25 protein-coding genes and 1 pseudogene are annotated in these 25,812 nt (G+C 57.9%); 13 read left to right on the forward strand and 13 right to left on the reverse strand.

Annotated elements, in window-relative coordinates:
- Nucleotides 1-11 precede the first annotated feature (11 nt).
- From lgt to PSES9_RS25000, 9 genes are all read left to right on the forward strand, one after another.
- Nucleotides 12-815 carry a prolipoprotein diacylglyceryl transferase gene (lgt, locus tag PSES9_RS0107520; RefSeq protein WP_010485613.1) on the forward strand — a complete coding sequence of 268 codons (804 nt, stop codon included), beginning with the start codon at nt 12-14 and terminating at the stop codon, nt 813-815.
- The gene (locus PSES9_RS0107525) at nt 812-1,606 is read left to right on the forward strand and encodes a thymidylate synthase (protein WP_010485614.1); all 795 of its coding nucleotides are present in this window, start codon (nt 812-814) and stop codon (nt 1,604-1,606) included. Before lgt ends, PSES9_RS0107525 begins: the two co-directional genes overlap by 4 nt.
- A complete protein-coding gene (locus PSES9_RS0107530; protein ID WP_010485616.1) occupies nt 1,606-2,469 on the forward strand; it encodes a LysR substrate-binding domain-containing protein in 864 nt (287 codons plus the stop codon). Before PSES9_RS0107525 ends, PSES9_RS0107530 begins: the two co-directional genes overlap by 1 nt.
- A gap of 142 nt (nt 2,470-2,611) precedes the next feature.
- Nucleotides 2,612-3,655, forward strand: a complete 1,044-nt coding sequence (locus PSES9_RS0107535) for a putative 2-aminoethylphosphonate ABC transporter ATP-binding protein (protein ID WP_029529428.1) — start codon at nt 2,612-2,614, stop codon at nt 3,653-3,655.
- A 1-nt stretch (nt 3,656) separates the two neighbouring features.
- Nucleotides 3,657-5,426: a putative 2-aminoethylphosphonate ABC transporter permease subunit gene (locus PSES9_RS0107540; RefSeq protein WP_010485619.1), complete on the forward strand. Its 1,770-nt coding sequence runs from the start codon at nt 3,657-3,659 to the stop codon at nt 5,424-5,426.
- Nucleotides 5,427-5,480: 54 nt separating this feature from the next.
- Complete coding sequence (locus tag PSES9_RS0107545; protein ID WP_010485621.1) at nt 5,481-6,500, forward strand: putative 2-aminoethylphosphonate ABC transporter substrate-binding protein; 1,020 nt, start codon at nt 5,481-5,483, stop codon at nt 6,498-6,500.
- Between the two features lie 199 nt (nt 6,501-6,699).
- Complete coding sequence (locus PSES9_RS0107550; RefSeq protein ID WP_010485622.1) at nt 6,700-7,860, forward strand: TIGR03364 family FAD-dependent oxidoreductase; 1,161 nt, start codon at nt 6,700-6,702, stop codon at nt 7,858-7,860.
- 163 nt (nt 7,861-8,023) lie between these two features.
- The gene (locus PSES9_RS23115) at nt 8,024-8,869 is read left to right on the forward strand and encodes a transporter substrate-binding domain-containing protein (RefSeq protein ID WP_010485624.1); all 846 of its coding nucleotides are present in this window, start codon (nt 8,024-8,026) and stop codon (nt 8,867-8,869) included.
- A 33-nt stretch (nt 8,870-8,902) separates the two neighbouring features.
- The gene (locus PSES9_RS25000; RefSeq protein ID WP_010485626.1) at nt 8,903-9,070 is read left to right on the forward strand and encodes a hypothetical protein; all 168 of its coding nucleotides are present in this window, start codon (nt 8,903-8,905) and stop codon (nt 9,068-9,070) included.
- 122 nt (nt 9,071-9,192) lie between these two features.
- Here the strand turns inward: PSES9_RS25000 and PSES9_RS0107560 are convergent, their stop codons facing one another.
- The 3 genes from PSES9_RS0107560 to PSES9_RS0107570 all read right to left on the reverse strand — a co-directional run bounded on the left by PSES9_RS0107560 (nt 9,193) and on the right by PSES9_RS0107570 (nt 13,089).
- Complete coding sequence (locus PSES9_RS0107560) at nt 9,193-10,587, reverse strand: DUF3482 domain-containing protein (protein WP_010485628.1); 1,395 nt, start codon at nt 10,585-10,587, stop codon at nt 9,193-9,195.
- Complete coding sequence (locus tag PSES9_RS0107565; protein WP_010485630.1) at nt 10,580-11,974, reverse strand: DUF2868 domain-containing protein; 1,395 nt, start codon at nt 11,972-11,974, stop codon at nt 10,580-10,582. The genes PSES9_RS0107560 and PSES9_RS0107565 overlap by 8 nt, the downstream gene beginning before the upstream one ends.
- Before the next feature lie 68 nt (nt 11,975-12,042).
- Nucleotides 12,043-13,089: a glycerophosphodiester phosphodiesterase gene (locus PSES9_RS0107570; RefSeq protein WP_238530378.1), complete on the reverse strand. Its 1,047-nt coding sequence runs from the start codon at nt 13,087-13,089 to the stop codon at nt 12,043-12,045.
- 214 nt (nt 13,090-13,303) lie between these two features.
- Here PSES9_RS0107570 and PSES9_RS23120 point away from each other — a divergent pair.
- Nucleotides 13,304-13,816, forward strand: a pseudogene (locus PSES9_RS23120) (dihydrofolate reductase).
- A gap of 44 nt (nt 13,817-13,860) precedes the next feature.
- Here PSES9_RS23120 and PSES9_RS0107580 read toward each other — a convergent pair.
- The 10 genes from PSES9_RS0107580 to PSES9_RS0107625 all read right to left on the reverse strand — a co-directional run bounded on the left by PSES9_RS0107580 (nt 13,861) and on the right by PSES9_RS0107625 (nt 22,743).
- Nucleotides 13,861-14,184: a DUF3392 domain-containing protein gene (locus tag PSES9_RS0107580; protein WP_010485635.1), complete on the reverse strand. Its 324-nt coding sequence runs from the start codon at nt 14,182-14,184 to the stop codon at nt 13,861-13,863.
- 37 nt (nt 14,185-14,221) lie between these two features.
- Complete coding sequence (gene hemW, locus PSES9_RS0107585) at nt 14,222-15,424, reverse strand: radical SAM family heme chaperone HemW (protein WP_010485637.1); 1,203 nt, start codon at nt 15,422-15,424, stop codon at nt 14,222-14,224.
- Nucleotides 15,421-16,014, reverse strand: a complete 594-nt coding sequence (gene rdgB, locus PSES9_RS0107590) for an RdgB/HAM1 family non-canonical purine NTP pyrophosphatase (protein ID WP_010485639.1) — start codon at nt 16,012-16,014, stop codon at nt 15,421-15,423. The genes hemW and rdgB overlap by 4 nt, the downstream gene beginning before the upstream one ends.
- The gene (locus PSES9_RS0107595) at nt 16,011-16,430 is read right to left on the reverse strand and encodes a DUF4426 domain-containing protein (protein ID WP_010485641.1); all 420 of its coding nucleotides are present in this window, start codon (nt 16,428-16,430) and stop codon (nt 16,011-16,013) included. Before PSES9_RS0107595 ends, rdgB begins: the two co-directional genes overlap by 4 nt.
- 20 nt (nt 16,431-16,450) lie before the next feature.
- Nucleotides 16,451-17,065, reverse strand: coding sequence for a methionine biosynthesis protein MetW (gene metW, locus PSES9_RS0107600; protein WP_010485643.1), 615 nt, complete (start codon nt 17,063-17,065; stop codon nt 16,451-16,453).
- A 7-nt stretch (nt 17,066-17,072) separates the two neighbouring features.
- The gene (metX, locus tag PSES9_RS0107605) at nt 17,073-18,212 is read right to left on the reverse strand and encodes a homoserine O-succinyltransferase MetX (RefSeq protein ID WP_010485645.1); all 1,140 of its coding nucleotides are present in this window, start codon (nt 18,210-18,212) and stop codon (nt 17,073-17,075) included.
- Between the two features lie 163 nt (nt 18,213-18,375).
- Nucleotides 18,376-20,358 (reverse strand): dynamin-like GTPase family protein, encoded by a 1,983-nt coding sequence (locus PSES9_RS0107610; RefSeq protein ID WP_029529430.1) that lies wholly within the window; start codon nt 20,356-20,358, stop codon nt 18,376-18,378.
- Nucleotides 20,359-20,619: 261 nt separating this feature from the next.
- Nucleotides 20,620-21,210 (reverse strand): YggT family protein, encoded by a 591-nt coding sequence (locus tag PSES9_RS0107615; protein WP_010485649.1) that lies wholly within the window; start codon nt 21,208-21,210, stop codon nt 20,620-20,622.
- 10 nt (nt 21,211-21,220) lie between these two features.
- Nucleotides 21,221-22,039: a pyrroline-5-carboxylate reductase gene (gene proC, locus PSES9_RS0107620; protein ID WP_010485651.1), complete on the reverse strand. Its 819-nt coding sequence runs from the start codon at nt 22,037-22,039 to the stop codon at nt 21,221-21,223.
- Entirely contained in the window at nt 22,036-22,743 is a 708-nt protein-coding gene (locus PSES9_RS0107625) for a YggS family pyridoxal phosphate-dependent enzyme (protein ID WP_010485653.1), read from the reverse strand. Before PSES9_RS0107625 ends, proC begins: the two co-directional genes overlap by 4 nt.
- A gap of 192 nt (nt 22,744-22,935) precedes the next feature.
- Here PSES9_RS0107625 and pilT point away from each other — a divergent pair, with 192 nt between their 5' ends.
- The 3 genes from pilT to PSES9_RS0107640 all read left to right on the forward strand — a co-directional run bounded on the left by pilT (nt 22,936) and on the right by PSES9_RS0107640 (nt 25,731).
- Nucleotides 22,936-23,970, forward strand: a complete 1,035-nt coding sequence (pilT, locus tag PSES9_RS0107630) for a type IV pilus twitching motility protein PilT (RefSeq protein ID WP_010485655.1) — start codon at nt 22,936-22,938, stop codon at nt 23,968-23,970.
- A gap of 122 nt (nt 23,971-24,092) precedes the next feature.
- Nucleotides 24,093-25,241: a PilT/PilU family type 4a pilus ATPase gene (locus PSES9_RS0107635; protein ID WP_010485657.1), complete on the forward strand. Its 1,149-nt coding sequence runs from the start codon at nt 24,093-24,095 to the stop codon at nt 25,239-25,241.
- A gap of 91 nt (nt 25,242-25,332) precedes the next feature.
- Nucleotides 25,333-25,731, forward strand: a complete 399-nt coding sequence (locus PSES9_RS0107640; RefSeq protein ID WP_010485659.1) for an NINE protein — start codon at nt 25,333-25,335, stop codon at nt 25,729-25,731.
- Nucleotides 25,732-25,812: the final 81 nt, after the last annotated feature.

The following is a 25,812-nucleotide window of genomic DNA, read 5'->3' on the forward strand; positions in this document are numbered from 1 at the left end:
GGAGTTTTTTGATGCTGGCTTACCCCCAGATCGACCCGGTTGCAATTTCCCTCGGGCCGCTGCAAATCCATTGGTATGGCCTGATGTACCTGGTCGGGATTGGCGGTGCATGGCTGTTGGCTTCGCGCCGCCTGCATCGTTTTGCGCCGACCTGGAACAAGGAAAAACTTTCAGACCTGGTGTTCTGGTGCGCCATGGGCGTGATACTGGGTGGCCGCCTGGGTTACGTGCTGTTTTATGATTTGCCCGCTTATATTGCCAACCCGCTGCTCATCCTTGAAGTATGGAAGGGCGGCATGTCGTTCCACGGTGGTTTTATCGGCGTGATGCTGGCTGCCTGGTGGTTCGGCAAGCGCAACAACAAGACCTTCTTCGAGTTGATGGATTTTATTGCGCCCTTGGTGCCGATTGGCCTGGGTGCAGGGCGTATCGGCAACTTCATCAACGCCGAACTGTGGGGCAAGGCCACTGACGTGCCTTGGGCAATGGTGTTCCCGACCGACCCGCAGCAGCTTGCCCGTCACCCGTCGCAGTTGTATCAATTCGCGCTTGAGGGCGTGGCGCTGTTCACCATCCTGTGGTTCTACTCACGCAAACCGCGGCCAACCATGGCGGTGTCCGGGATGTTCGCCATGTGCTACGGCATATTCCGCTTCATCGTCGAGTTTGTCAGGGTGCCGGATGCGCAGTTGGGGTACTTGGCCTGGGGCTGGCTGACCATGGGCCAGATTCTGTCGCTGCCAATGATTATTGGCGGCATGGCGCTGATCGCATACGCCTACCGTCGCCAAGCTGCCCAAGGAGCCGTGCAATGAAACAGTATCTGGACATGATGCGTCTGGTTCGCGAGACCGGCACCTTCAAAAGTGATCGCACCGGCACGGGCACCTACAGCCTGTTTGCCCATCAGATGCGTTTCGACCTGGCCGAAGGCTTCCCGCTGGTGACCACCAAGAAGTGCCACCTCAAGTCGATCATCCACGAACTGCTGTGGTTTTTGCAAGGCGACACCAATATCCGTTATCTCAAGGAAAATGGTGTACGCATCTGGGATGAGTGGGCCGATGAAAACGGCGATCTCGGTCCGGTCTACGGCTACCAGTGGCGTAACTGGCCGGCGCCTAACGGGGAATCGGTTGACCAGATCAGCAAGCTGATCGAGATGATCAAGACCAACCCGGATTCGCGCCGCCTGATCGTTTCGGCCTGGAATCCGGCGCTGGTCGAGCAGATGGCGTTGCCGCCTTGCCATGCCCTGTTCCAGTTCTACGTCGCGGACGGCAAGCTCAGCTGCCAGTTGTACCAGCGTTCGGCTGATATCTTCCTCGGCGTGCCATTCAATATTGCCAGCTATGCGCTGCTGACCTTGATGGTGGCGCAGGTCTGTGGCTTGCAGCCCGGCGAGTTCATCTGGACCGGCGGTGATTGCCACTTGTATGCCAACCATATCGAACAGGCTGACCTGCAACTTAGCCGTGAGCCGCTGCCATTGCCGCAGATGAAGCTCAATCCTGAGGTGACCGACTTGTTCGCCTTCAAGTTTGAAGACTTCGAACTGGTGGGTTACGAAGCCCATCCCCATATCAAAGCGCCTGTAGCGGTCTGATGCACAGCGCCGAGCTAAAGGCCTTCTACATGGTCGCCCGCCTGGGCAGCATTACCCAGGCGGCGAAAAAGCTCGGCCTCAGCCAGCCAACGATCACCACTCAAGTCCGCAGCCTTGAAAGCCAGTACAACGTCGAGTTGTTCTATCGCGGCGGCCGGCGCTTGATCCTGACGCAGGCAGGTGTAGAGCTGCTGCCAAGGGTCAAGAAACTGATGCAGGAGGAAGCCGATATCGAGTTCTTCCTGCGTAATTGCGGGCAGGCGCAAGGCAAACTGCGCCTTGCCGCCACCGCACCCTATTACATGCTCGACCTGATCAAGCGCTTTCATCAGCAATACCCGCAGGTCGAAGTCAGCCTGGAAATCGGCAATTCCCAGCAGGTTATCGAGGCGCTGGAGGATTATCGTGTCGATCTGGCCGCGTCTTCGCAGCTCAACACCGATGCTCGCCTGACGCATCTGACCCTTGGCCAGGACCCGCTGGTATTGGCGGTGCACCGCGAACACCCGCTGGCTGCACAACAGAGGGTGAGCGTGAATGCCTTGGCCAGTAATTGCCTGTTGATGCGCGAGCAGGGTTCAACCACACGTGTGTTGACTGAAGAAATGCTCGCGCGGGCCAATGTCAGCGCTGCCAGGTTGCTTGAAATTGGTGATCGGGAGTCGATTCGCGAAGCGGTTGTACGCAATATCGGTGTCAGTGTGATTGCTCGCCAGGAAGTGCCTGATCATCCTGATCTGCGGGTGGTCGAGCTGGAGCAGGCACCCATGATCAGCGAGCATCTGTATTGCCTCAAGGAGCGCCGTCAGGCGCGCTTGCTCGCCGCTTTCCTGACACTGGCCCACTCCACTGTTGGCGATTGAGCAGCCAGCATCCTGAAAACGGCAAGTCATTCCCAAATATACCGATGCCACTATTGGCAGCTTTTGCCTAACTGCCATAAAGCCTTCGCATAGCTTGTTTAGCATCAACCTCATTCGAGCAATTTGCTCAGTGAGGTGGCACATGACTCAACACAATATGCAGGTTCGCGGTATCCACAAGGGTTTCGGCGCTTTCCAGGCGCTTGATGGTGTTTCTCTGGATGTCGAGGCCGGGGAGCTGGTGTGTCTGCTTGGACCATCGGGTTGCGGCAAAACCACCTTGTTGCGCTGCATTGCCGGGCTGGAGAAGCAGGATCGCGGCAGTATCGTCATTGGCTCGCGTGACGTCTCCAACTTGCCGCCACAAGCCCGCGACTACGGCATCCTGTTCCAGTCTTACGCACTCTTTCCCAACCTCAGCGTGGCGCAGAACATCGCCTACGGCTTAAGCGGCGACAGCCGTGAAGTCGTGCGTGCACGGGTCAGCGAGATGCTTGAACTGGTTGGCCTGCTCGGCAGCGAGAAAAAGTATCCGGGCCAGCTCTCCGGCGGCCAGCAACAGCGCGTTGCCCTGGCTCGCGCGCTGGCTCCCAAGCCTTCGCTATTGTTGCTCGACGAACCCATGTCGGCGCTGGATGCGCGGGTGCGTGAACATCTGTGTGGCGAGCTGCGTCAGTTACAGAAAAACCTTGGCGTGACCACCTTGATGGTGACCCACAATCAAGATGAAGCGATGCTGATGGCCGACCGAATCGCGGTGATGAACCAGGGGCATGTCGAGCAATACGCTACGCCGCAACAGATCTATAACCAGCCCGCGACACCTTTTGTTGCTGAGTTCGTGGGGCAGGGCAACTGGTTGCCATTTGCCTGCGGTCAAGATGGCAGCGCCCGGGTTGGTGGGCTGCAGGTGCAGTTGCCACAGGCTAAGGCGCTGCAACAAGGGCGTTTGTTCTGTCGCCCTGAAGCGGTGGTGATCAACCCGCATGAAGGGATCGACAATCAGTTTCATGCACAGATGCGTGATGTCACCTTCCTGGGCAACCGTTGCCGAATGAATTTCGAGCTGACGGATTTGCCGGGGCTGACCCTGCAGGCCGAGTTGTCCCCGGAGGCCATGCCGCGCCTTGCGAGCCAGGATATTCGGGTCGCGCTGCCTTCAAGCAGCCTGCAGGTGTTTGCTTAACATGACGGCGCAACCGCATATCAATCTGCAAGCACCTGCACAGCGCAATCATGTTGTCGGCAAAAACCATGCAGGCTGGGCTGACCGCCTGTTTATTGAGGGCGGTAAAGGCTTGCTACTGGTGCTGCTGGTCGTTGCCGTGTTGTTGCCCCTGCTGGCCATGCTCTGGCGCGGCTTCGGTGGTGACGGGGGAGGCCTTGGCGCTGCCTATGAGCTGTTTTCTAGCGCCAACTTCCGCTGGTTGCTCTTCAATAGCTTGAGCGTGTCGACCACTGTGGCGCTGATCGTGGTACCGCTGGCATATCTGTTTGCCTATGCGCTGCAACGCACGCTGATAGCGGGCAAGGGCGTGTGGCGGGCGATTTCATTGCTGCCACTGATGGCACCTTCTATGCTGCCAGGCATTGCCTTGATCTACCTGTTTGGCAACCAGGGCATCTTGCGTGGGCTGTTCGCCGACAACATCTACGGTTTCTGGGGAATAGTGTTGGGCGAGGTGATTTATACCTTCCCCCATGCATTGATGATCCTGATCTCGGCCCTTTCCCTGGCAGATGCCCGACTGTTTGATGCGGCATCGAGCATGGGGGCATCACCATGGCGAGCATTTCGCAGCATCACCTGGCCGGGCAGCCGCCAGGGTGTGTTTGCAGCGTTCTGCCTGGTGTTCACCCTGACCATTACCGATTTTGGCGTGCCAGTGGTGGTGGGTGGCGATTACCAGGTGCTGGCGCTTGAAGCCTACAAAGCGGTGGTCGGCCAGCAACAGTTCGGCCGTGGTGCATTTATTGGCATGGTCCTGTTTATCCCGGCGCTGCTTAGTTTTGGCGTCGACATGTGGCTGCGCCGGCGTTCGCGAGACAGCATGAGCGGGCGCGCCCAGGTCTATCACCCGCAACCCTCGCGTCTGCGCGATAGCGTTTTCCTGGGCATCGTTATTCTGGTGTGCGCCGCGCTGTTGCTGGTATTTGGCATGGCGATTTTCTCCTCGCTGGTCAAGTTCTGGCCATACAACCTGTCACTGGTGCTGGATCACTACAGTTTTTCCGATCTGCCCGGCGGTTGGTCGGGGTACAGCAATAGCTTTATCCTTGCCACCTGTAGCGCGGTATTTGGCAGCTTGCTGATTTTTACTGGCGCCTACCTGATGGAGAAAACCCGGCAAAACACATTGACGCAAATCCTGCGCATGCTCAGCTTTATTCCGATGGCGGTGCCAGGGTTGGTACTTTGCCTGGGTTACGTATTTTTCTTCAACCTGCCGAGTAACCCGCTCATTGGCTTGTACGGCACCCTGACCTTGCTCGTGGTGTGCACCATTGCGCACTTCTTGACCACTGCGCAGATGACCGCCAGCACGGCACTGCGTCAACTGGACGGTGAGTTTGAAGCCGCTGCGCTGTCGCTGAAAATGCCTCTGGCCAAGCATTACCTGCGCGTAACCCTGCCGATTTGCCTGCCTGCCCTGCTCGACATCATTCGCTACTTGTTCGTCTCGGCGATGACCACTGTGTCAGCCGCAATCTTTCTGTATAGCCCCGACAGCATGCTCGCCGCCGTTGCAGTGTTGAACATGGATGACGCAGGCAATGTTGGCGGCGCGGCTGCGATGTCGACCCTGGTTTTACTGACCTCGGCTGGCGTGTCGGTGCTTTTGGCCACTGTCTCGCCGGGGGTTCTGATGCGTTCGCAAGCCTGGCGCAAGGCCGATGATCGCAATGCAAAGCCACTCCCCGCTGGTGCGGCTTTAAGGCTAGCCGGTGCAGCCTGACTGTCATGAAAACTGATTCTGCCAACCCATAAAACCTCGATAATGGAGCTTCACATGTTCAAACGTACTGCTCTAGCGACCGCCTTGATTGCCGGTTTCAGCCTGCACGCCACTGCCGCGACCGAGTTGACTGTGTACACCGCGCTCGAAGTGGAACAACTCAAGGCCTACAAAGAGGCGTTCGAAAAGCAAAACCCGGACATTGAAATCAAATGGGTGCGTGACTCGACGGGCATCATCACCGCCAAGCTGCTGGCAGAAAAAGCCCGGCCGCAGGCTGATGCTGTCTGGGGGCTGGCGGCGTCTAGCCTGGCTGTACTCGACAAACAGCAAATGCTGGAGGCCTATGCGCCCGCGCAGCTCGACAAGATCAGCGCCAATTACCGGGATGCGGCCAACCCTCCAGCCTGGGTCGGAATGGACGTCTGGGCCGCGACAATTTGCTTCAATACAGTCGAGGCTGAAAAACAGAACCTACCGAAACCGGTTAGCTGGGAAGACCTGACAAAGCCGATCTACAAAGACAAGATTGTGATGCCCAACCCGGCCTCATCCGGTACCGGTTATCTGGATGTCAGCTCCTGGTTGCAGACCTTTGGTGAGCCACAAGGCTGGGCCTACATGGATCGCCTGCATCAAAACATCGGCCAGTACACCCACTCCGGTTCCAAGCCTTGCAAGTTGGCGGCGGCTGGGGAGTTCCCGATCGGTATCTCGTTCGAATACCCGGCGGTTCAATTGCAACGCAAAGGGGCGCCGCTGGATATCGTCCTGCCCAAGGAAGGCCTGGGCTGGGATATCGAGGCGACCGGCATTATCAAAGGCACCGCTCACTTGGAAGCGGCCAAGAAGCTGGCTGACTTTTCTGCCAGCAGCGACGCCATGCAACTGTACAAGAGTAATTTCGCGGTGCTTGCCCAGCCCGGTATTGCTGAGCGCTTCCAGGAATTGCCTGCCGATTATGAGCAGCGCCTGATCAAGAACGACTTTGCCTGGGCTGCGGAGAACCGCGACAAGATCCTCGCAGAATGGCGCAAGCGTTATGACGGCAAATCAGAGCCTGTTGCCCAGTGATGCAGCCGGCAGCGACGCTCTTGCGGTGTTGCGCGACAGGGGCAGGCCGTGGCCTGCGCCCGCGCGCCTAGCCAGATCGCCGCTGCCTGGTGCTCGATTTGTGGAGCGGTTGATTGGGTAAAAGCGCTGCTGGACGGGTGCGACCGCAAGGCGTGCTCTTCCAGTCAGGGTGAATTAAACACTGCGTTTGAGGATTTTTATGAGTCAGCAAGATTGCGACCTGCTGGTTGTCGGCGCCGGTATTCTGGGCCTGGCCCATGCCTATGCAGCAGCTAAACGCGGCCTCAAGGTCAAGGTATTCGAGCGTAGCCATACGCCGTTGGGCGCTTCAGTGCGTAACTTCGGGCAAGCGCTGGTGACTGGCCAAGCCCCCGGGCCGATGCTCGATCTGGCCCGCTTGAGTCGCGGCCTATGGGCCGGTCTTGCGGCTGAAGCTGGCTTGTCAATCAAGCAGCAAGGCTCGTTGCTTTTTGCCCGTACCGAAGCCGAAGAAACGCTGCTGGAAGCGTTTTGCGCTGGCCGTGCACGCGAATACGAGTACAAGGTCGAACTGCTGCGTGGCTCGGCCCTGGGCGATTTATATGGCGGGCGCTTTGCACATCATCGCGCAGCCTTGCATGGTCTTGATGACCAGCAGATCTATTCGCGTGAAGCCATGCCGCAGTTGGCTAAGCACTTGCAACAACGCTATGCCGTAGAGTTTCACTTTTCGACCCTGGTGCAGGATATTCAGCCTGGCATGGTCAAAACTACCAGCGGTGTCTTCCCTAGTCCGCGAGTGGTGGTTTGTTCAGGCCACGATTTCCAAACCCTGCTGGCTGAGCAAATCAGTGAATTGAAGCCGCAGGTGTGTGGCCTGCAGATGTTGCGGGCGCGCTTGAAGCAACCGTTGCAGTTGCAGCATGCATTACTCACCGGGTTGAGCTGTGTGCATTACGGTGCATTTTCCGACTTGCCTGAGGCGGATGCTATTCGTGCGCAAATTTCCCAACAGCAGCCGGAGCTGGAAGCCAATGGCATTCACCTGCTGATCAGCCCGACACCCTACGGCGAGCTGATCATTGGTGATTCACATGTCTATGGCAGCGACATCGAACCCTTCAATAGTGAAGCGGTTGATCAAATAATGATCAGCCTGGCCGAGCATACCTTGGGGGCGCCAATTGATGTGATCGAGCGTTGGCAAGGAGTTTATGGCGCGCGTGGGCCTGGACCATTCAGTGTGCTTCGCGTGGATGAAGGGGTGCAGGCTGTGCTGATGCACACCGGGCTAGGCATGAGTGTCGGGTTGGGTTTGGGTGAGCGCACCATTGCCGCAATGCTTGGTGAAAGTGCTTGGCCAGGTACTCAGGCCGCATAAGGGTAGTTGCTCGTCATGGCCTGGGCCAGAGCGGTTGCAGGCTATGCTAGCCAAGCCTGTGAAACGATCCATTGCGCCTCAAAGCCAGGGTAGCGGCCAAAGTTTGTTACCCTATTGCCTTTGTTGCCAAGCATGGAGCGTTGAGGTGCATAGGATTGTTGCAGTGTTTATTTTGTGTCTGTACAGCTTTTCAGCTGTCGCGGATGAGCCTGGAAAAACTACTCTGCGCGTGGGGCTAAGCGAGGTTCCACCCTTTGTCATTCATGATGACAATGGAGAGTGGCACGGGATAAGTGTCGATCTCTGGAATGATGTGGCCGAGGCATTGGGCTATAGATTCGAATATGAGCCCATGCAGTTTGGCGAGCTGTTGCCAAGCCTTGAGGCAGGTAAACTCGATGTGGTTATTGGCGCCTTGACCATGACCGCCGAGCGCGAAAGCAAGCTTGACTTTACCCACCCTATCTATCAAACGGGGTTGGCCATTGCGGTGCCCCACGGCGGTGACAAAAGTGGCTGGGCAACACTCAAGGGCTTGCTGTCCTGGCAGTTTGCTAGCGTGGTGCTGGGCCTGGCTGGCTTGTTTTTGCTGGTCGGTGCGTTGCTCTGGATATTCGAGCGTAGGCGTAACACTGACCAGTTTGGTGCCAAGACAACACAAGGGTTGGGCAATAGCTTCTGGTGGGCAGCAGTAACCATGACCACGGTTGGCTATGGCGACAAAGCACCGGTGACGCTTGGCGGACGCGTTATCGCCATCATCTGGATGTTCAGTGCCTTGATCATGGTGTCGACCTTTACTGCTGCGGTCACCAGTGCGCTGACCGTCGGTAATCTGCAAAGTGGCATCAAGGGCTCTGAAGACCTCCGTCGTGCGCATGTAGCGACAATCGGCGGCACAGTCGGTGAGAAGTACCTGACCAATCAACGAATTCGCAACACCGTCTACCCGGATGTGCTGAGTGCAATGCGCTCGGTGCAAGAGGGTGAGACTGACGCGGTTGTCTAAGACCTTCCGATCCTGCAGTATCGCAATGCAGAGTTGGACGGCGGTGGTTTTGACAACCTGCCGGGCACCTTTGACAATCAGTCATATGCCTTTGCCGTCGCCAGTGGCAGCCCGTTCCGCGAGCCGATCAGCCAGGAAATCCTGCGCATCACCAACAGTGACGAGTGGCAGCGCCTCAAGGATGTTTACCTGGATCACTAGTTCCTGACCTCCTCGCGGGCCTGAGCGTTAAACATCCTTGGGCAGCTTTGGGCGATTGATCAGGGCCGCACCAATCGCCCAAGACAGGCTGTGGGCCGATTTGGGGTAGCCTGCTGCCTGTTTCAGCCCCTGCTGATCCGTTGGTCAAGCAGCTCTTGGGTCAGTGCTTCGACTCGCTCGCGGCGTTCGCTGTTGTTGCGCCAACTGCGATTATCAATGCTCGACCACTGCGGGTAGGCGCGGGCGTCGCGCAGGGCTTCGGGTAGTTTGCCCTGGCGCCAGGTGCTGTCCTGGGGCGCGGCGAGCTTGATTGCATTCATTGCCGCATGGCCGCGTTCATCCAGGGCGCCCAGCAGCAGTTGCTGGCGCAGGGCCAGAAGACGCAGCACGGCATCATCAACTGTGAGTTCTCGCTCGCCTTTGAGCTTACCCTTGAGGCGTCGGCCATAACCGCGCAAGGTTTGTGCCCCACCGCCAATCAATGCGCCTAGTGCCGCCGCCGCGCCCAGGGTGACGCCGCCAACCAGCAGGTCGACCCCAGCACCGGTTGCCGCGCCTGCCGCCATGCCGCCACCAACCTTGATCCCCAACTGCTTGAGGGTTTGCGGGTTGAACAGGTCATCGCCCCAGCGACCGTCAAGCAGAGGGAGGTCTTCAGCCTTGGCGTCATCTTTGCGGAAGGCATAGAGCTTGAGCAGGTCTTCGACACAGCGCTGTTCGCGTTTGCAAATACTTTCGCGCAGGGCCTGGATCGCCGCTTGTTCAAGCGCCGGTTCAGCCGCAACGCTGCGCCGGTAGGCCGCGCAATCAATCAGCAAGTCGGCAATCAACTGCAAGCCGGCCTGTATTCGGGCTTCGCGTTGGGCCTGATGATCCTCGACCAGGCGTTGTAATTGAGGGGCCGCTTTTTCCAGTAACAGGCCCAGGCTTTCATAGAGGCGCCGTTCTCCATCAACGGGCGGTGCCACGCTGTCGAAGCGCACCAGTGCGTGTAAACCAAGGCGGGCTAGTGCTTCTCGCCATTCCTGTTCGCGATGGCTGGTGCTGGCGACAAAATTCAATACCGGCAGCAAGGGGCGTCCGCACATGCTCAACACCTGGAGTTCGTCGCGGTATTTGGCCAGGACGGGCTCGCGTGCATCAATCACATACAGACCGGCATCGGAGGCTTGAAGCTGGCGCAGTACCTTGGCTTCCTGCTCGAAGCGCTGGTGGGCTTCGCTACTTTGCAGAAAACGCTCCAGGCGTGCCGGGCCATCGAGCCGCTCGCCGGGATGATCAAGACGTTCCAGGTAGTCGAGCAGGGCGATTGCGTCTTCCAGCCCTGGTGTGTCGTAAAGCTCCAGCAACGCCTCACCTTCAACGGACAGGCGTGCGCCCTCAACATGGCGGGTAGTGCTGTGGCGGTGTGATACCTCGCCAAAGCCGACGTCACGGGTCAGGGTGCGCAGCAGTGAAGTCTTGCCGACATTGGTGTGACCGACGATGGCCAGTCGCAGCGGCTTGTTTTTAGTCATGACCGCTCTCCAGCCAGCTTAGCGGCGCTGAATCACTGTGTTGCAGTTGCAGGGTGTCTAGCGCCCTGTGCCAGTCGCTTAGGCGATTGCTGTCAAGCGGCTCGCCTGTTGGCGGCTGTAATAGCCAGATGCGTGTGGCACCCGCGCAGCGGCTTAGTTCGCCGAGCAGGCTCAAGGCGCCCCGGTCGGGCGAGCGGCGCGGGTCGCAGGCAATCGCCAGGCGGGCCGGGGGGAAGCGCGTCAGCTGATCGAGCAGGCGCTGGCGCTGTTCGCGGCTGTCGATCACCCCGGCATCGCGTACGCTTTTGGGCAGCTTGGTTGGTGGCCATTGGCGCTGGGTATCCAGTTCGATGGCCATCAACACCGCTTCTTCGCTGGTGTTGATGCTGTTACCTGCCGCGGGCTGATACAAGGCGTCCGGCGCACTGTCATTTATCCCAAGGCGCTCGCTGCTTGGTTGCAACCGTTCGCGCAGCAGGCTGTAGCCGGGCAGGTTGGTGTCGAGTTTCAGGTCGGCGCGGCCTTTGCGCCAGAGTAGCCAGCAGGCAAGCGTCAGCAGCAGGCGCGGAATGATGCCGTAAATCAGCAGCACGCCGACCAGCCAGCCGGCCCAGCTTTGCCGGGCGGCTTCGCTGAGCATGGCACTGTCGCCGCTGAGGCGGATCAGTTCGGCATCCGGCAAGCTGAAGCCAAACAGCGCGGGCAGGGCGCCGATGCCTTGTGTCAGCGCGGTAAAGGTGTCACCGCCGAGAATGGTGCTTTCCCAGACAAAGCCATAGCGTCGTGTGGCCAGCAGCAGCAACATGCTCAACAACGTGCTGATCAGCGCGACCAGCCAGAATCCGTTGCTCATGATGCCCAGCACCCAGCGGCTGAGTCGTTGGCGTTGCAGCAGAATGAGCAAGGCCGGTGCCAGTTGCGCCACCTGTGCATCGCGCGCCAGTTTCTCGCTGAGCCACAACCACAAGCGGCCCAGTGCGCCGGCGCTATTGCCCGCAAGCAAAAGTCCGAGCAGCCAGCCGAGTAGCATCAGCAGGTTAAGCCCAAGCATGCTGCCGAGCGCCCAGAACACGTTGACCGGGCGCAAGCCATCGCCGAGCGCTGCCACGCTCAAACCTATGCCGCTGAACACCGCCAATACCAGCATGGCCAGGACCGCCAGGCGTGAGCCTTGGTACCAATGGCTCAAGGCTTGTAGCTGGCCGTCACGTTCGGCCAGCAATAAAGCACGGTGTTGCAGGCGCTCGGCAAAGTCACCGCCGCTGATTTGCACCCGGCGGTTGGCTTCGCTGTCTTCGAGCGGCCCGGTGTGCTCCTCGCGCAAGCGGATGGTCTCGGTGAGCCAGAGCTTTTGCAGTTTGCTCAGCGTATTGGGGGCAGCTGTCACGCGGTTTCTCGCTTCAGGAGTGAATGCTGAGCATAACCGCTGAATGCTGTTTGAACTATTCCATAGGTTTATTTGCGCAGTTTGATGCCAATGTCTGGCTGGTCCATGAACAGGCCGTCGATACCGGTGTCGAGGAATATATCTATTTCCTGCTCGATATCTCCCCGGGCTTGCGGGTCATCACCCTTGCGCAGGTTCACTGGCAGAAAGCTGTTTTCAGCGCGAAAGGTGTAGGGATGAACTTTCAATTTCGCGGCGTGGGCATCGGCTACAAAACGGGTGGCGTTGGCTGGGTCGAGCATGCCCTTGCTGTCGAGCGGGATGATTGCGCTTTTGTGTGGACCGACGCCGACTGCGTATTCGGCAACTTGTTTAAAGCCCTGCGGCGTTGCCATCTGCGCGTAGGTCAGGCTGCCGCCGCTGCTGACCTGGTCAAAGGGCTGGCCTTCGCCGTATAGCTGAATCAAGCGAATATCGCTGTCACGACTGAGCTGTTTAAGATTATTGACCTCGAACGACTGGATATAAACCGGTGCCTCGGCGCTATCCAAGCCGTTTTCCCTGAGGATTTTCAGCAAGGGTTTCTCCATGCTCAAGCCTTGTTGCTGAAAGTGGCTTGGGTGCTTGGTTTCGATATACAGGCCAATCTGCCGTTGCTGGCTGCGTTGCAGGTCTTTGCTCAGGTCGATGATTTCCTGCAGCGTCGGGATCTGCAGGCTGCCGTTCAAGCGGGCATTGCCGGGACGCACGTGGGGGATTCGCTCAATGGCGCGCAGGGTCTTGAGTTCAGCCAGGGTAAAGTCTTCACTAAACCAGCCATTTAGCGCGATGCCATCAACTGTTTTATTGCGTTTGCGTTCGGCAAATTCCGGGTGATCCGCCACATCGGTGGTCAAGCCCAGTTCATTGTCATGCCGCGCCACCAGTTGCCCGTCCTTGGTCATTACCAGGTCGGGCTCGATATAGTCAGCGCCAAGGGTGACCGCCAATGCATAAGCGCCGAGCGTGTGTTCGGGCACATAGCCGCTGGCGCCGCGGTGGCCGATGACCAGCGGATAAGGTTGCGCTTTGGCAGTGTGCTCTTGGCTGGGCGACTCAGGCGCTGCGCCCGCCATAAAGGGCAAGCAAAGCAGGCAGGCTAAAGCGCCCAGGCGAGAGTGGGCGGCGAGAAGAGTGTTGGGTGCAGGCATGCGCGTCGTCCTTGTACGGGTTGCAGGCTAGAAGGATAGTCTGAAACAGGCTTGGTGACCCTTTGTTTACAGCCGTCTGGATTATAGACGCGCCGCGCGTTGTCGCACCCTGGGCCCAAGCTTTGCTATGCTCGCCCGCATGAAAAATACTCTTCCTCTTTGTCTGATTGCGGCGCTCGCGGATAACCGCGTGATTGGCCTCGATAACCAAATGCCTTGGCACTTGCCTGCTGACCTGAAGCACTTCAAAGCGCTGACGCTGGGAAAGCCGATCATCATGGGACGCAAAACCTGGGACTCGCTTGGCCGACCCTTGCCGGGACGCCTGAACCTGGTGGTCAGCCGCCAAAGCGGTTTGCAACTTCAGGGTGCCGAAGTCTTTGCTTCGCTGGAGGCGGCGGTGGCCCGTGCCGATGCCTGGGCCCGCGAACAGGGCGTGGATGAGTTGATGCTGATTGGCGGCGCGCAACTCTATGCCCAGGGGCTTGAGCAGGCACAGCGCATGTACCTGACGCGGATCAATCTGAGCCCGGACGGCGATGCCTGGTTTCCTGAATTTGATGCCGCCGCATGGCAAGTGGTCTAAAGGGAGGCGCATCCTGCCACCGAGACAACCCCGCCCTATGTATTTGAAGGCTGGCAGCGCCTTTAAACGCATGGGGAGGGTGGATGGCGTTTTTCCATCCACCATTGCAGCTAGCTGCGGTCAGCCAGCACGCCGATCAAAAAGAACACCAGCAACAGCACTGGCGCCAGTGTGTAGTTGTTGAACTGGCCAAGGCCCGCGCTCAGGTAAGGCGTCAGAAATACGATGGCCAAGCCATACACCACGGCGCAGACGATGACGAAAATGATGGTGCGGAACACAAAGTTCAGGCCGCCAATGCTGCGCTGAACCCAGGCATTGATGGCTGGGCCGAAGAGTACGAACAAGGTCGCCATGATCGCCAGCGAGATGTCGTACAGGTGGCTGCGACTCCAGCGTGACAGTGTGGCGGTTAGGTCAAGTAGCAGATCCATGCGGTGTCCTTAGAGCAAAAGGCTCATCAACTGCCTATCAAGGCAAAAACTGTTGCAGTAAGTCATTTAGAAACAACTGGCCCTCTGCTGTCGCAGTCAGGCGATCAGGGTTGTCTTGCAGCAAGCCGCGTTGTTGCGCTTCTTTGCGTGCCTCGCTTAGCAGGCTGAGCGGCAGGCCGGTGCGCTGGCTGAACAGCTCGCTGGCCACACCTTCGGTAAGGCGCAATACATTCATCAAAAACTCGAACGGCAACTCATCCTGCACGAGAACGCGCTCGCCTGCACTAAAGCGCTTGTTTGGGGCGAGGTAGTCCTTGGGCAGGCGGGTTTTCCAGGTGCGCCGGATAATGCCATCGGGGCTGCTGAGCTTGCCGTGAGCGCCCGCACCAATTCCGATGAAATCGCCGAAGCTCCAGTAATTCAGGTTATGCCGCGCCGCCTTGCCAGGCTGGGCATAGGCTGAGACTTCATATTGTGCATAGCCGTGCTCGGCAAGCAGTGCCTGGCCCGCTTCCTGAATATCCCAGAGCGTATCGTCCTCGGGCAGGGTTGGCGGTTGGTTCCAGAACACCGTATTGGGCTCAAGTGTCAGCTGATACCAGGATAGGTGCGTGGGTTGTTGGGCAATGGCGATGCGCAGGTCAGCCAGGGCATCGTCAATGGATTGATCCGGCAAGCCATGCATCAGGTCGAGGTTGAAGTTGTCGAAACCGGCTGCTCGGGCCATATCGGCGGCGCGCACGGCTTCATCGCCATCGTGAATTCGGCCGAGTGCTTGCAGTTTGGCAGACTGGAAACTTTGCACGCCGATCGATAGCCGGTTGATCCCCAGCTTGCGGTAGGCCGAGAACTTGGCCTGTTCAAAGGTGCCGGGGTTGGCTTCGAGGGTGATCTCAATGCCGTCGACAAACTTGATGCGCTGTTCAACGCCTTCCAGCAGACGCCCGAGGGCCTTGGCTGAAAACAGGCTCGGTGTGCCGCCGCCAAAGAAAATCGATGTCAGTTCTCGCCCGTACACAGCAGGCAAGTCGGTGTCGAGATCAGCCAGCAAGGCGTCAACGTACTCCTCCTCCGGCAGGTTCGGCGCCGCTGCATGGGAGTTGAAGTCGCAATAGGGGCACTTTTTAACGCACCAGGGAATGTGGATATACAGCGCCAGTGGCGGCAATACAAAGCCTTCAACCCGATGATGGCTGCGGTCGCTGGCGATGGTCTGGCCAGCGTTTGGCGCTGTTGTCATAGACCCAGCCGTTGCTTGAACAGCGCCATGGCGCGTGCACGGTGGCTGAGTTGGTTCTTCTCGGCAGGGGTGAGCTCGGCGCTTGAACAGTCGCGCTCTGGCACCCAGAACAAGGGGTCATAACCGAAGCCATGGGCACCTTGCGCCGCTGGCAGGATACGCCCGTGCCACAGCCCTTCGCAGATGATCGGCAGCGGGTCGTCGGCGTGGCGGACCAGGGCCAGGCAACAGACGAACTGGGCGCCGCGTTGTTCGGGAGCGACATCCTTGAGTGCCTCAAGCAACTTGGCATTGTTGGCGGCATCACCCTGGCCGTCGGCATAGCGTGCCGAGTAAATGCCGGGGGCGCCGCCGAGGTAGTCAACGGCGAGGCCAGAGTCATCGGCGAGCGCCGGCAAGCCCGATACGCGCGCGGCATTACGGGCCTTGAGAATGGCGTTCTCGACGAAGGACAGGCCGGTTTCTTCGGGCTCTACGGCGTTGAATTCACCCACAGAGCGTACACGAACAGCGTCGCCAAGCATGGCCTGGAGTTCTTTGAGTTTGCCAGCGTTATGGCTGGCCAGTACAAGTTCACTGAGCTGGATCATTCGTCTGGGAAAAATTCCTGGTTGAAATCGAAGCTGTGCGCCTTGCCATCGCCTGCGGTGACATTAATGGTGAAACGCAAGACTTCACGCTGTTCGAAAGGGAACTGCGCCAGGTAATAAATGGCGCCCGGTTCGCTGACCTTTTTGAAGCTCAGCGCGTAGTTCTTGCCCAGCAGGTCCTTTACCGAGCCGGTTACGTTGGCGGCGCTGGCCTTGCCGGCTTTAAGCACGGCAATGTTGACCACACCTTGGGTTTTGCTGCGGACCAGGCCGTTGGCGGCGGCGATATCCGGCTTCAAGAAACCGGAGTTGAAGGCGTTGTAGAGAATGTCCAGGTCACCATAGGTTTTCTTGCGCTCAGCAAAGGCTGGCAGGCTCAGGCACAGGGCCATGAGTAATACGATGAGGCGACGCATAAGAAATCTCCTTCAAATAGTCAGCTGGTGCGGTTCATGGCGCTATGACCACTGACCCGATAGATGCCTATCTCACCTAACAGATTAGGCAAGATTTTACTGGCCCAACCGTGCCGGTGGTCGCGATCAACCGCCAGGCGCTCAAGAATGGTCGCTTGCTGTTCCAGGCACAGGCGCTCGAAGTCTTCAAAGGTGCAGAAGTGAATGTTCGGCGTGTTGTACCAGGTGTAGGGCAAAAAGTCGGAAACCGGCATCCTGCCTTTGGTGGCCAGGTACCAGCGGCAGCGCCAGTGGCCAAAGTTAGGAAAGGTAATGACGCAGGTTTTGCCGACGCGGAGCATTTCCTTGAGTATTCGATCCGGGAAATGCACGGCCTGTAGCGCTTGAGTCATGACCACCACGTCAAAGCTGCCATCGGCAAAGTTGCCCAGGCCTTTGTCGAGGTCTTGCTCGATAACATTGACGCCCTTGTCCACGCATTCGGCAATGTTGTCGGGGTCGATTTCCAGGCCGTAGCCAAAGACCTGCTTATTGTCGCGCAGCCAGGCCAGTAACTCGCCGTTGCCGCAACCAAGGTCAAGCACGCGGCTGCCTGCGGGAATCCAGTCTTGGATAATGTCCAGATCGGCTCTCATGCCTGCCTCACAAGGTAATTCGATTCATATAGCTGCTAAATGCCTGCAGATAGCGCGGGATCGGCATCAGGAACGCATCGTGACCTTGCGGCGCGTCGATTTCCAGATAGCACAGGTTTTTCCGCGCGGAGGTCAGGGCGTCGACTATCTCGCGTGAGCGCTGTGGCGAGAAGCGCCAGTCAGTGGTGAATGAGATCACGCAGAAGTCCGCCTGCGCTTTCGCCAGGGTCTTCGCCAGGTCGCCGTCATTTGCTGCGGCGGGGTCAAAGTAATCGAGCGCTTTGGTCATCAGCAGATAGGTGTTGGCGTCAAAGCGTCCTGAAAACTCTTCGCCCTGGTAGCGCAGGTAGCTTTCGACCTGGAACTCGACGCTGTGGAAATCGTAATTGAGCTTTTCGCTTTTCAGGCCGCGCCCGAATTTCTCGCCCATGGCGTCATCGGACAGATAGGTGATGTGCCCAACCATGCGCGCAAGCATCAGGCCGCGCTTGGGGATCACGCCCTGTTCCTGGAAGTGGCCGCCATGAAACTCAGGGTCGGTCAGAATGGCCTGGCAGGCGACCTCCTTTAAAGCAATGTTCTTTGCCGACAATTTGGGCGCCGAGGCAATGGCGACGCAATGGCGAACGCGCTCAGGATAACTGATGGTCCATTGCATGGCTTGCATGCCGCCCAAGCTACCGCCGACAACCCCCGCCCACTGCTCGATACCCAGCGCATCTGCCACTCGGGCTTGGCTGTGGACCCAGCATTCGACGGTCATCACCGGAAAATCGGCGCCGAAGGGCTTGCCAGTTTCCGGATTGATGCTCGATGGGCCGGTAGAACCGTTGCAGCCACCGAGGTTATTCAGGCTGACCAAAAAGAAACGGTTGGTATCAATGGCTTTGCCGGGGCCGATACAGCTGTCCCACCAACCGGGCTTGCGGTCTTCAGCGCTGTGATAGCCAGCGGCATGATGATGGCCGGACAGTGCGTGGCAAATCAGCACGGCATTACTGCGCGCCGCGTTGAGTTCGCCGTAGGTTTCATATATCAGGTCATAGTTGGCAAGGGTTCGCCCGGAAGCCAGTGATAACGGCTCGGCAAAATGCAGTACTTGGGGTGTCACCAAGCCAACAGAATCTTGTGGAAAGGCAGTCGACATCGACCCTGCTCGCAAAGTTGAGAGTTGGAAAAGAAAGTCATGCAGTCTAAAGAGCGCCGCCCCCTGCGGCAAGCGATGGGGCGGTGCGATGAGCTTTTGAGTAAAGCCCGGATACAAAAGTGGATGTGCGTCCTGGAGCACCGGTCAACCGGTGCGGGGCGCTTTATTCGTTGGCGCTCATGCTGCGTGCCGCAAGCGGGAGGTTGACGACCTTGCTGTGCCGTTGGATGGGGGCAGGACGGCGCAGGTTGCGCAGCATGTCCGCCGCTTCATTGAGCTGTGCGCTCAGGTCTGCGCGGTAGCGGGCCAGTTGTTGAGTGCGCTGGCGGGTTTTCTGGTTTTCCTGGGCCAGAGCCTTGAGTCGCAACATGTGCGTTTCAAGGAGCTGCTTGTGTTCCAGCGTATGCTGCATCAGGGGCATCAAGGCATCGTTGGCCCACTGGTCCGCATCCTGGCGCAGGCGCTGGTGCATTCCGACCACTTCCTGGGCCAGCGTGGCAAAAAAGCGTCTCGCCAGGCTTTTCTGCTCGGTCAACAAGGACTTCAAGTGCAGGCGGAACTGGTCTGCCTTGACCTGCAGTTGCTTGAGTTCACGGCAATAGCGCTCAACATTGAATTGCGGTGCATCTACGCCATTGAGCGGGTTTTCTTCGTTGTGCCGGCGATAAACCGCTGCGACCATGGTGTTGGCGGTTTCGACTTCATAGCTCAGGCTGTGCAGGTCGTTCTGGATTGAGCTGAAAAAATGCAGGATGGCCTGGTTGATGCCAAGGGTTGTCCAGCAACTGGTCAGCTCCTTGCGCGCGCGCTCCATGTGCTTTTCAAGCTGCTCGGGCCGCACTGCAGCGCGAAGCATATCGCCCTGGCGCTTGAGCAGTCGCTGATTGGTTTTCAGGCCCAGCAGGCGCTTGTGGTGCTGGCTGTGATCTTCCTTGGTCTTGGCGGTCAGCTCAAACAGCATCTGGCCGTTATCTTGCTGGTGGGCGTTAAGCAGGGCTTGCTGCTGGGTCACTTGTTCAAGGCGCAAGTTGAGTACGTGCTGGCTGTTTTGCACCAGGCCCAGCACCTGGTTAACCACATGATCTTCGATCAGGCGTTCTTTTTGCTTGACGATGCGCTCGCAGAGCAATGTTTCCAGGTTATGCATTTGACTACGCGCAAGCAGTGCCGGGTCCTTGCGCACTTTCGCCAACAGCGCCTGCTTGGCCGAAAGCGGCAATATATCGTCCGGCTTGATGCCAAGTTGCCTGGCGGTAATGGTCTGGATCTGGCGGATGCTGTTCTGCACGAATGTCTCGCCGGCCAGGTCATCCCAGAGCACGTCGATCTTGTTCAACACGGCGAACAAGCTGGCGTGGCTGTCTTCTTCAAGCGGGTGGATATGTTGTTGCCAGGCCGCCATGTCGCTTGCGGTTACGCCCGTGTCGGCAGACAGCAGGAACAGGATTGCCTGGGCGCTGGGTAGCATCGACAGGGTCAGTTCTGGTTCGCAGCCCAGTGCATTCAGCCCGGGCGTGTCGAGAATGCGCAAGCCTTGGCGCAGCAGTGGATGGTCAAAATTGACCAGGGCATGACGCCAGGCCGGCACCATGACCACGCCGGGTTTGTCACTGTTTTCCAGGGTATCTGGATGGAAGCCCAGCTGGATGGCGTCTTCAACCTTCATCGGCTTGGTTTTCGACACCTGGTTGAACGCTGCAATCATGTTGCCCGGGTCAGTAACATCCAGCGGGATGTTCACCCAATGTCGCGGGGCGCGCTTGAACTGGGCAACGCTGGCTTCCGAGACGCGGGTTTCTATCGGCAGCAGCCGAATGTAGGAATGTTCGGAGCGTGGGTCGAAGAACAGCTCGGTTGGGCACATGGTGGTGCGCCCGGCGTGCGATGGCAGCATGCGCTGGCCATAAGAAGAGAAGAACAGGCTGTTTATGAGCTCGGTCTTGCCGCGTGAGAACTCGCCAACAAATGCCAGGGTGATGTGATCGGTACGCAAAACCCGAAGTGCGCGCTCAAGTTTGGCGGCAACGCTATCCGAGTTTAAACGATTGGCTTCGAGCCAGCTGCGATAACGCGTGATTTCACGCATAAGCTCGCGCTTCCACGCCACATAGGCGTCGATCTGCTGGGTGAGACGTTCCATGCTCATTGACTCCATCCTTTAACGAATCGAAGCATCTAGCACGTCCCGCATCGAGCTGTAGGCTTTGCTATCAATTCATTATGACTATTTTTACAAGCCAGGCCGGGCATTTTCAGCTGATATGTGAAAGCCGACTCACTTGTATTGAATCCTTGCAGTGATGGCATTATGCCTGGACTGTAAGAATCGTCAATTAGCCTATTTATAAACGGTCGTTTTGCCCGTCCAACCGGGCGGATGAGGCCGGTTGGACGGGCATGGACTGGGTCAGATTGCCAGGCTGAGGCCCGAGAGCATGCCGGTCTGGATCGCCAGGTTGTGGATAACCAGCATGTCGATCAGGTTGAGCACCAGGAATGCCAGGATAGGCGAAAGGTCGAGGCCGCCAAGGTTTGGCAGGATTCTCCGGAAAGGCATCAGCAGGGGTTCGCAAATCTGGTTCACCAGTTCAACCGCAGGATTATGGCTACCCTGGGCGACCCACGACAGAATCACGCTGATGATCAAGGCAAAGAAGAACACCTTGATAAACAACGCGGTGACGCCAATGATCGACCAGACCAATACCAGCAGCGGTGCGCCAAAGCCGTAGCCCATCAGCATCAGGGTTAGCTCCATCAGCACGAACTGGACGATCACGGCGAGTATCAACGAGGAGGTGTCGAGGCCGAAGATGCTCGGGATCAGTTTGCGCATGGGCTTGAGCAAAGGCTGGGTCGCGCGCACGATAAACTGGCTGAGCGGGTTGTAGAAATCGGCGCGGACCAATTGCAGGATGAATCGCAGCAATACGATCAACAGGTAGAAACTGCCGATGGTTTGCAGGATATAGACGCCCGCGGTGTTCAGACCAATCATTATTTGCTCCTTATTTGCCCAGCTGTTCGGCCAGCTCGGCCGAACGGCGAGCAGCGGCGTGTAATGCGTCATCAACCAGGGCTTCAAAACGGCCAGCCTGGAAGGTTTTGATTGCAGCTTCAGTGGTGCCAGCAGGCGAGGTCACCCGGCGCCGCAATTCGCCAGCGTCTACATCACTGGCGACGGCCATATGGGCGGCGCCCAAGGCTGTCTGCAATGTCAGTTGGGCTGCTGTTTCGCGCGGCGGGCCGAGTTTTTCGCCCGCTGCCGTCATGGCTTCGATCAACAGGAAAAAATACGCGGGGCCACTGCCTGAAACAGCGGTTACCGCATCGATTTGCTGTTCCTGGTCGAGCCAAACGGTCATGCCGACGGCTTTCAGCAATTGTTCGGCCTGGTCTTTCTGCTCAGGGCTCACGCGAGCATTGGCATACAAGCCGCTGACGCCCTGGCGCAGTAGCGCCGGGGTGTTGGGCATGCAGCGCACTATGGGGCGCTCGCCGAGCCAGCTTTCAAGGCTGGTGCAGTTGATGCCGGCGGCGATGGAAACCACCAGTTGGCCCGCTTGCAGGTGCTGGGCAAGGTCTGTGCAGACTTCCTTCATCACCTGCGGTTTGATCGACAGCACTATGACGTCCGCACCTTCAATGGCCTCGGCGTTGCTGGCAAAAGTGCTGATGCCGTGTTCGGCAGAAATTTTCGCGCGTTGCTCTTCACCGCGGTCACTGGCTCGGATGGCGCTGGCGTCGAAGCCTTGCGCGCGCATGCCGCCAATAAGGCTGGCGGCCATGTTGCCTGCGCCGATAAAGGCGATGCGAGGAGAAGTCATAGCGAAGTTTCCTGTGTTGATTCAGAACGATAGTCACGGGCACCAAAGAGCGCCGTGCCAATTCGAACCCAAGTCGCGCCTTGGGCAATAGCCGCCTCAAGGTCGTGACTCATGCCCATGGACAATGTGTCGAGATCGAGATTCAGGCTTTCTTGCAGCTCGCGCAACAAGGCAAATGCCGCGCTTTGTTGTGCCGGGTCGTCGCTTGGCTCTGGAATTGCCATCAGTCCCCTTAGCTGCAAATTCGGTAACCCCTTCACGGCCGCAGCCAGGGCCGGTAATTGCTCAGGGCTGCAGCCGGATTTACTGGCTTCCTGGCTGACGTTGACCTGCAAGCAGATATTCAGTGCGGGCAAGTGCGCAGGGCGCTGTGCCGATAATCGTTGTGCCACCTTGAGTCGGTCGACTGAATGTACCCAGTCAAAGTTTTCAGCGATGGCGCGGGTCTTGTTTGACTGAATGGGGCCGATGAAATGCCAAATCAATGGCAAATCGGATAATTCGTGCTGTTTATCCAGCGCTTCTTGTAGATAATTTTCACCAAAGTCATGTACACCAGCGGCATAAGCCTGGCGAACGGCGCTGGCTGGTTTTGTTTTGCTTACTGCAAGCAAACCAATTGTCTCTGGTTGACGTGCGCAGGCTTGCGCCGCCTCACGGATCCGAGTTCCGACCTTTGCAATATTCTCTGCTATCGTGGACATTACTTACGCTCTGTGGCCCGTTCGCTCTGCGTGTGGGGCATTCTAACGTCAATGGCCGCTGGTTGAGAAAAACTAACGTGACAGGGCGCGTCATTCTGCCTGCAACGACGCGTGCTGGTTGAGCCGTTTGATTTGATTTAAACACTGCATAACCGGGTGCAGCGTTATTTAAGCAGCCTGTTGGGGAGTTACATGGATATCACAGAACTGCTGGCGTTCAGTGCCAAGCAAGGGGCTTCGGACTTGCACCTTTCTTCGGGGCTGCCACCGATGATTCGTGTTGATGGCGATGTACGTCGCATCAACTTGCCTGCGCTGGACCATAAGCAGGTGCATGCGCTTATCTACGACATCATGAACGACAAGCAGCGCAAGGACTTCGAAGAGTTCCTGGAAACCGACTTCTCGTTCGAAGTGCCGGGTGTCGCGCGTTTCCGGGTTAACGCCTTCAACCAGAATCGCGGTGCTGGCGCTGTGTTCCGGACGATTCCTTCCAAGGTCCTGACCATGGAAGACCTGGGCATGGGCGAAGTGTTCCGCAAGATCACCGACGTGCCGCGTGGCCTGGTTCTGGTGACCGGGCCAACGGGTTCGGGCAAGTCGACCACCCTGGCGGCGATGCTCGATTACCTCAATGCCACCAAGTATCACCACATCCTGACCATCGAAGACCCGATCGAATTCGTGCATGAGTCGAAGAAGTGCCTGGTCAACCAGCGTGAAGTTCATCGCGATACCCTGGGCTTCTCCGAAGCATTGCGTTCGGCGCTGCGGGAAGACCCGGATATCATTCTGGTGGGTGAGATGCGTGACCTTGAAACCATCCGACTGGCACTGACCGCCGCGGAAACCGGACACTTGGTGTTCGGCACCTTGCACACCACCTCAGCTGCAAAAACCATCGACCGGGTGGTTGACGTGTTCCCGGCTGAAGAAAAATCCATGGTGCGCTCGATGCTGTCGGAATCATTGCAGGCGGTGATTTCCCAGACACTGTTGAAGAAAATCGGCGGCGGTCGGGTGGCAGCGCACGAGATCATGATCGGCACCCCGGCGATTCGAAACCTGATCCGCGAAGACAAAGTGGCGCAGATGTATTCGTCGATCCAGACCGGTGGCTCGCTGGGCATGCAGACCCTCGACGCCTGCCTTAAAGGTTTGGTGGCGAAAGGCTTGGTCAGCCGCGAAAGCGCGCGTGAGAAGTCGAAAACCCCGGAAAACTTCTAACTGGCAACAGCCCAACCGCTCGGGTTGCGCGTACCGCGCAGAGCGAAAGCAGTGCTGACACACGCGCAGCGCTGCTATATAAATCAAGGGTTCACGCGTGACAGTGACGGTGAGATAGAGCAATGGACTTTGAAAAACTGCTACGCCTAATGGTCGAGAAAGGTGGTTCTGACCTTTTCATTACTGCGGGCGTTCCACCGTCGATGAAGGTCAACGGCAAGATCATGCCGATCACCAAGACCGCGATGTCACCTGAGCAAACCCGTGAAACCGTGCATGCGGTGATGAACGAACAGCAGCGTCGCGAGTTTACCGAGAACCACGAATGCAACTTTGCCATTAGCGCCCGTGGCGTGGGCCGTTTCCGGGTCAGTGCGTTTTACCAGCGCAACCTGGCGGGCATGGTATTGCGCCGGATCGAAACCAATATCCCGACGCTCGATGACTTGCAGTTGCCGGAAATCCTGAAAAAGCTGGCGATGACCAAGCGTGGCCTGGTGTTGTTCGTAGGTGCGACCGGTACCGGTAAGTCGACCTCGCTGGCGGCAATGATTGGCTATCGCAACAAAAACAGCAGCGGCCACATCATTTCCATCGAAGACCCGATCGAATACATACACCAGCATCAAAACTGCATCGTCACCCAGCGTGAAGTAGGTATCGACACCGAGTCGTTCGAGGTCGCGCTGAAAAACACCCTGCGCCAGGCGCCGGATGTGATCCTGATTGGTGAGGTGCGAACCCGCGAAACCATGGACCATGCCGTTGCCTTCGCCGAAACCGGTCACCTGTGCCTGGCCACCTTGCACGCCAACAACGCCAACCAGGCGTTGGACCGGATCATCAACTTCTTCCCGGCCGATCGGCAGAACCAGGTGTGGATGGATTTGTCGCTCAACCTCAAGGCCATCGTCGCCCAGCAATTGATTCCAACCCCGGACGGCAAAGGCCGGCGAGCGGTAATTGAAGTCCTGATCAACACGCCACTGGCCGCTGACCTGATTCGCAAAGGCGATGTGCACGAGCTCAAGGCCTTGATGAAGCGCTCAACCGAACAGGGTATGCAGACCTTCGACCAGGCGCTGTACAACCTTTACAGCCAGGGTGAAATCACCTACGAAGATGCCTTGCTCTATGCCGATTCGGCGAACGACCTGCGCCTGATGATCAAGCTCGGTTCGGAAACCGATGGCGATCACCTGACCAGCATGGCGCAGGGCTTGTCATTGGAAGTCAGCAACGACGACAACCCGGGTCGCAGCTTCCGCTAGCAAGGGGGCGCAAAATTTATCCAGTGCGGTGGCACTCAACACATCGTGCGGTTGTCCTAATATTTTCCATGCAAGCAGGAGGCGAGCAGCTATGCAGCAACAGGACACCCACAGCAAGACAATCGGTTATCTATTACGGATCTTCGGTTTTCTTGGCGCCCATCGCTTCTATTACGGCAAGCCTGTAACGGGAACCATCTGGTTCTTCACCCTGGGCCTGCTGTTTATCGGCTGGATCATAGACCTGTTCCTGACCCCCGCCATGGACAAGGAAGCTGACCTGCGTTTTACCGCAGGCGAAACCGATTACAACGTCGCCTGGATTCTATTGACCTTCCTCGGCGTTTTCGGTGTGCACCGTATGTACCAGGGTAAGTGGATCACAGGGATCATCTACCTGTTCACCGGGGGCCTGTTCTTTGTCGGCGTACTCTATGATTTCTGGACGCTCAACACTCAGGTGTCACTGAAGAACGCCTCCCGCGCCTGATCGTTGCACCCAGCTGACGGGGCCAGGTGGCGCCGTCAGCGTACATCGGGTCGTTAATGCACCAACCTCTCGGTAATTTTT

This window comes from Pseudomonas sp. S9 (genome assembly GCF_000222125.1).
Classification (GTDB): domain Bacteria; phylum Pseudomonadota; class Gammaproteobacteria; order Pseudomonadales; family Pseudomonadaceae; genus Aquipseudomonas; species Aquipseudomonas segetis.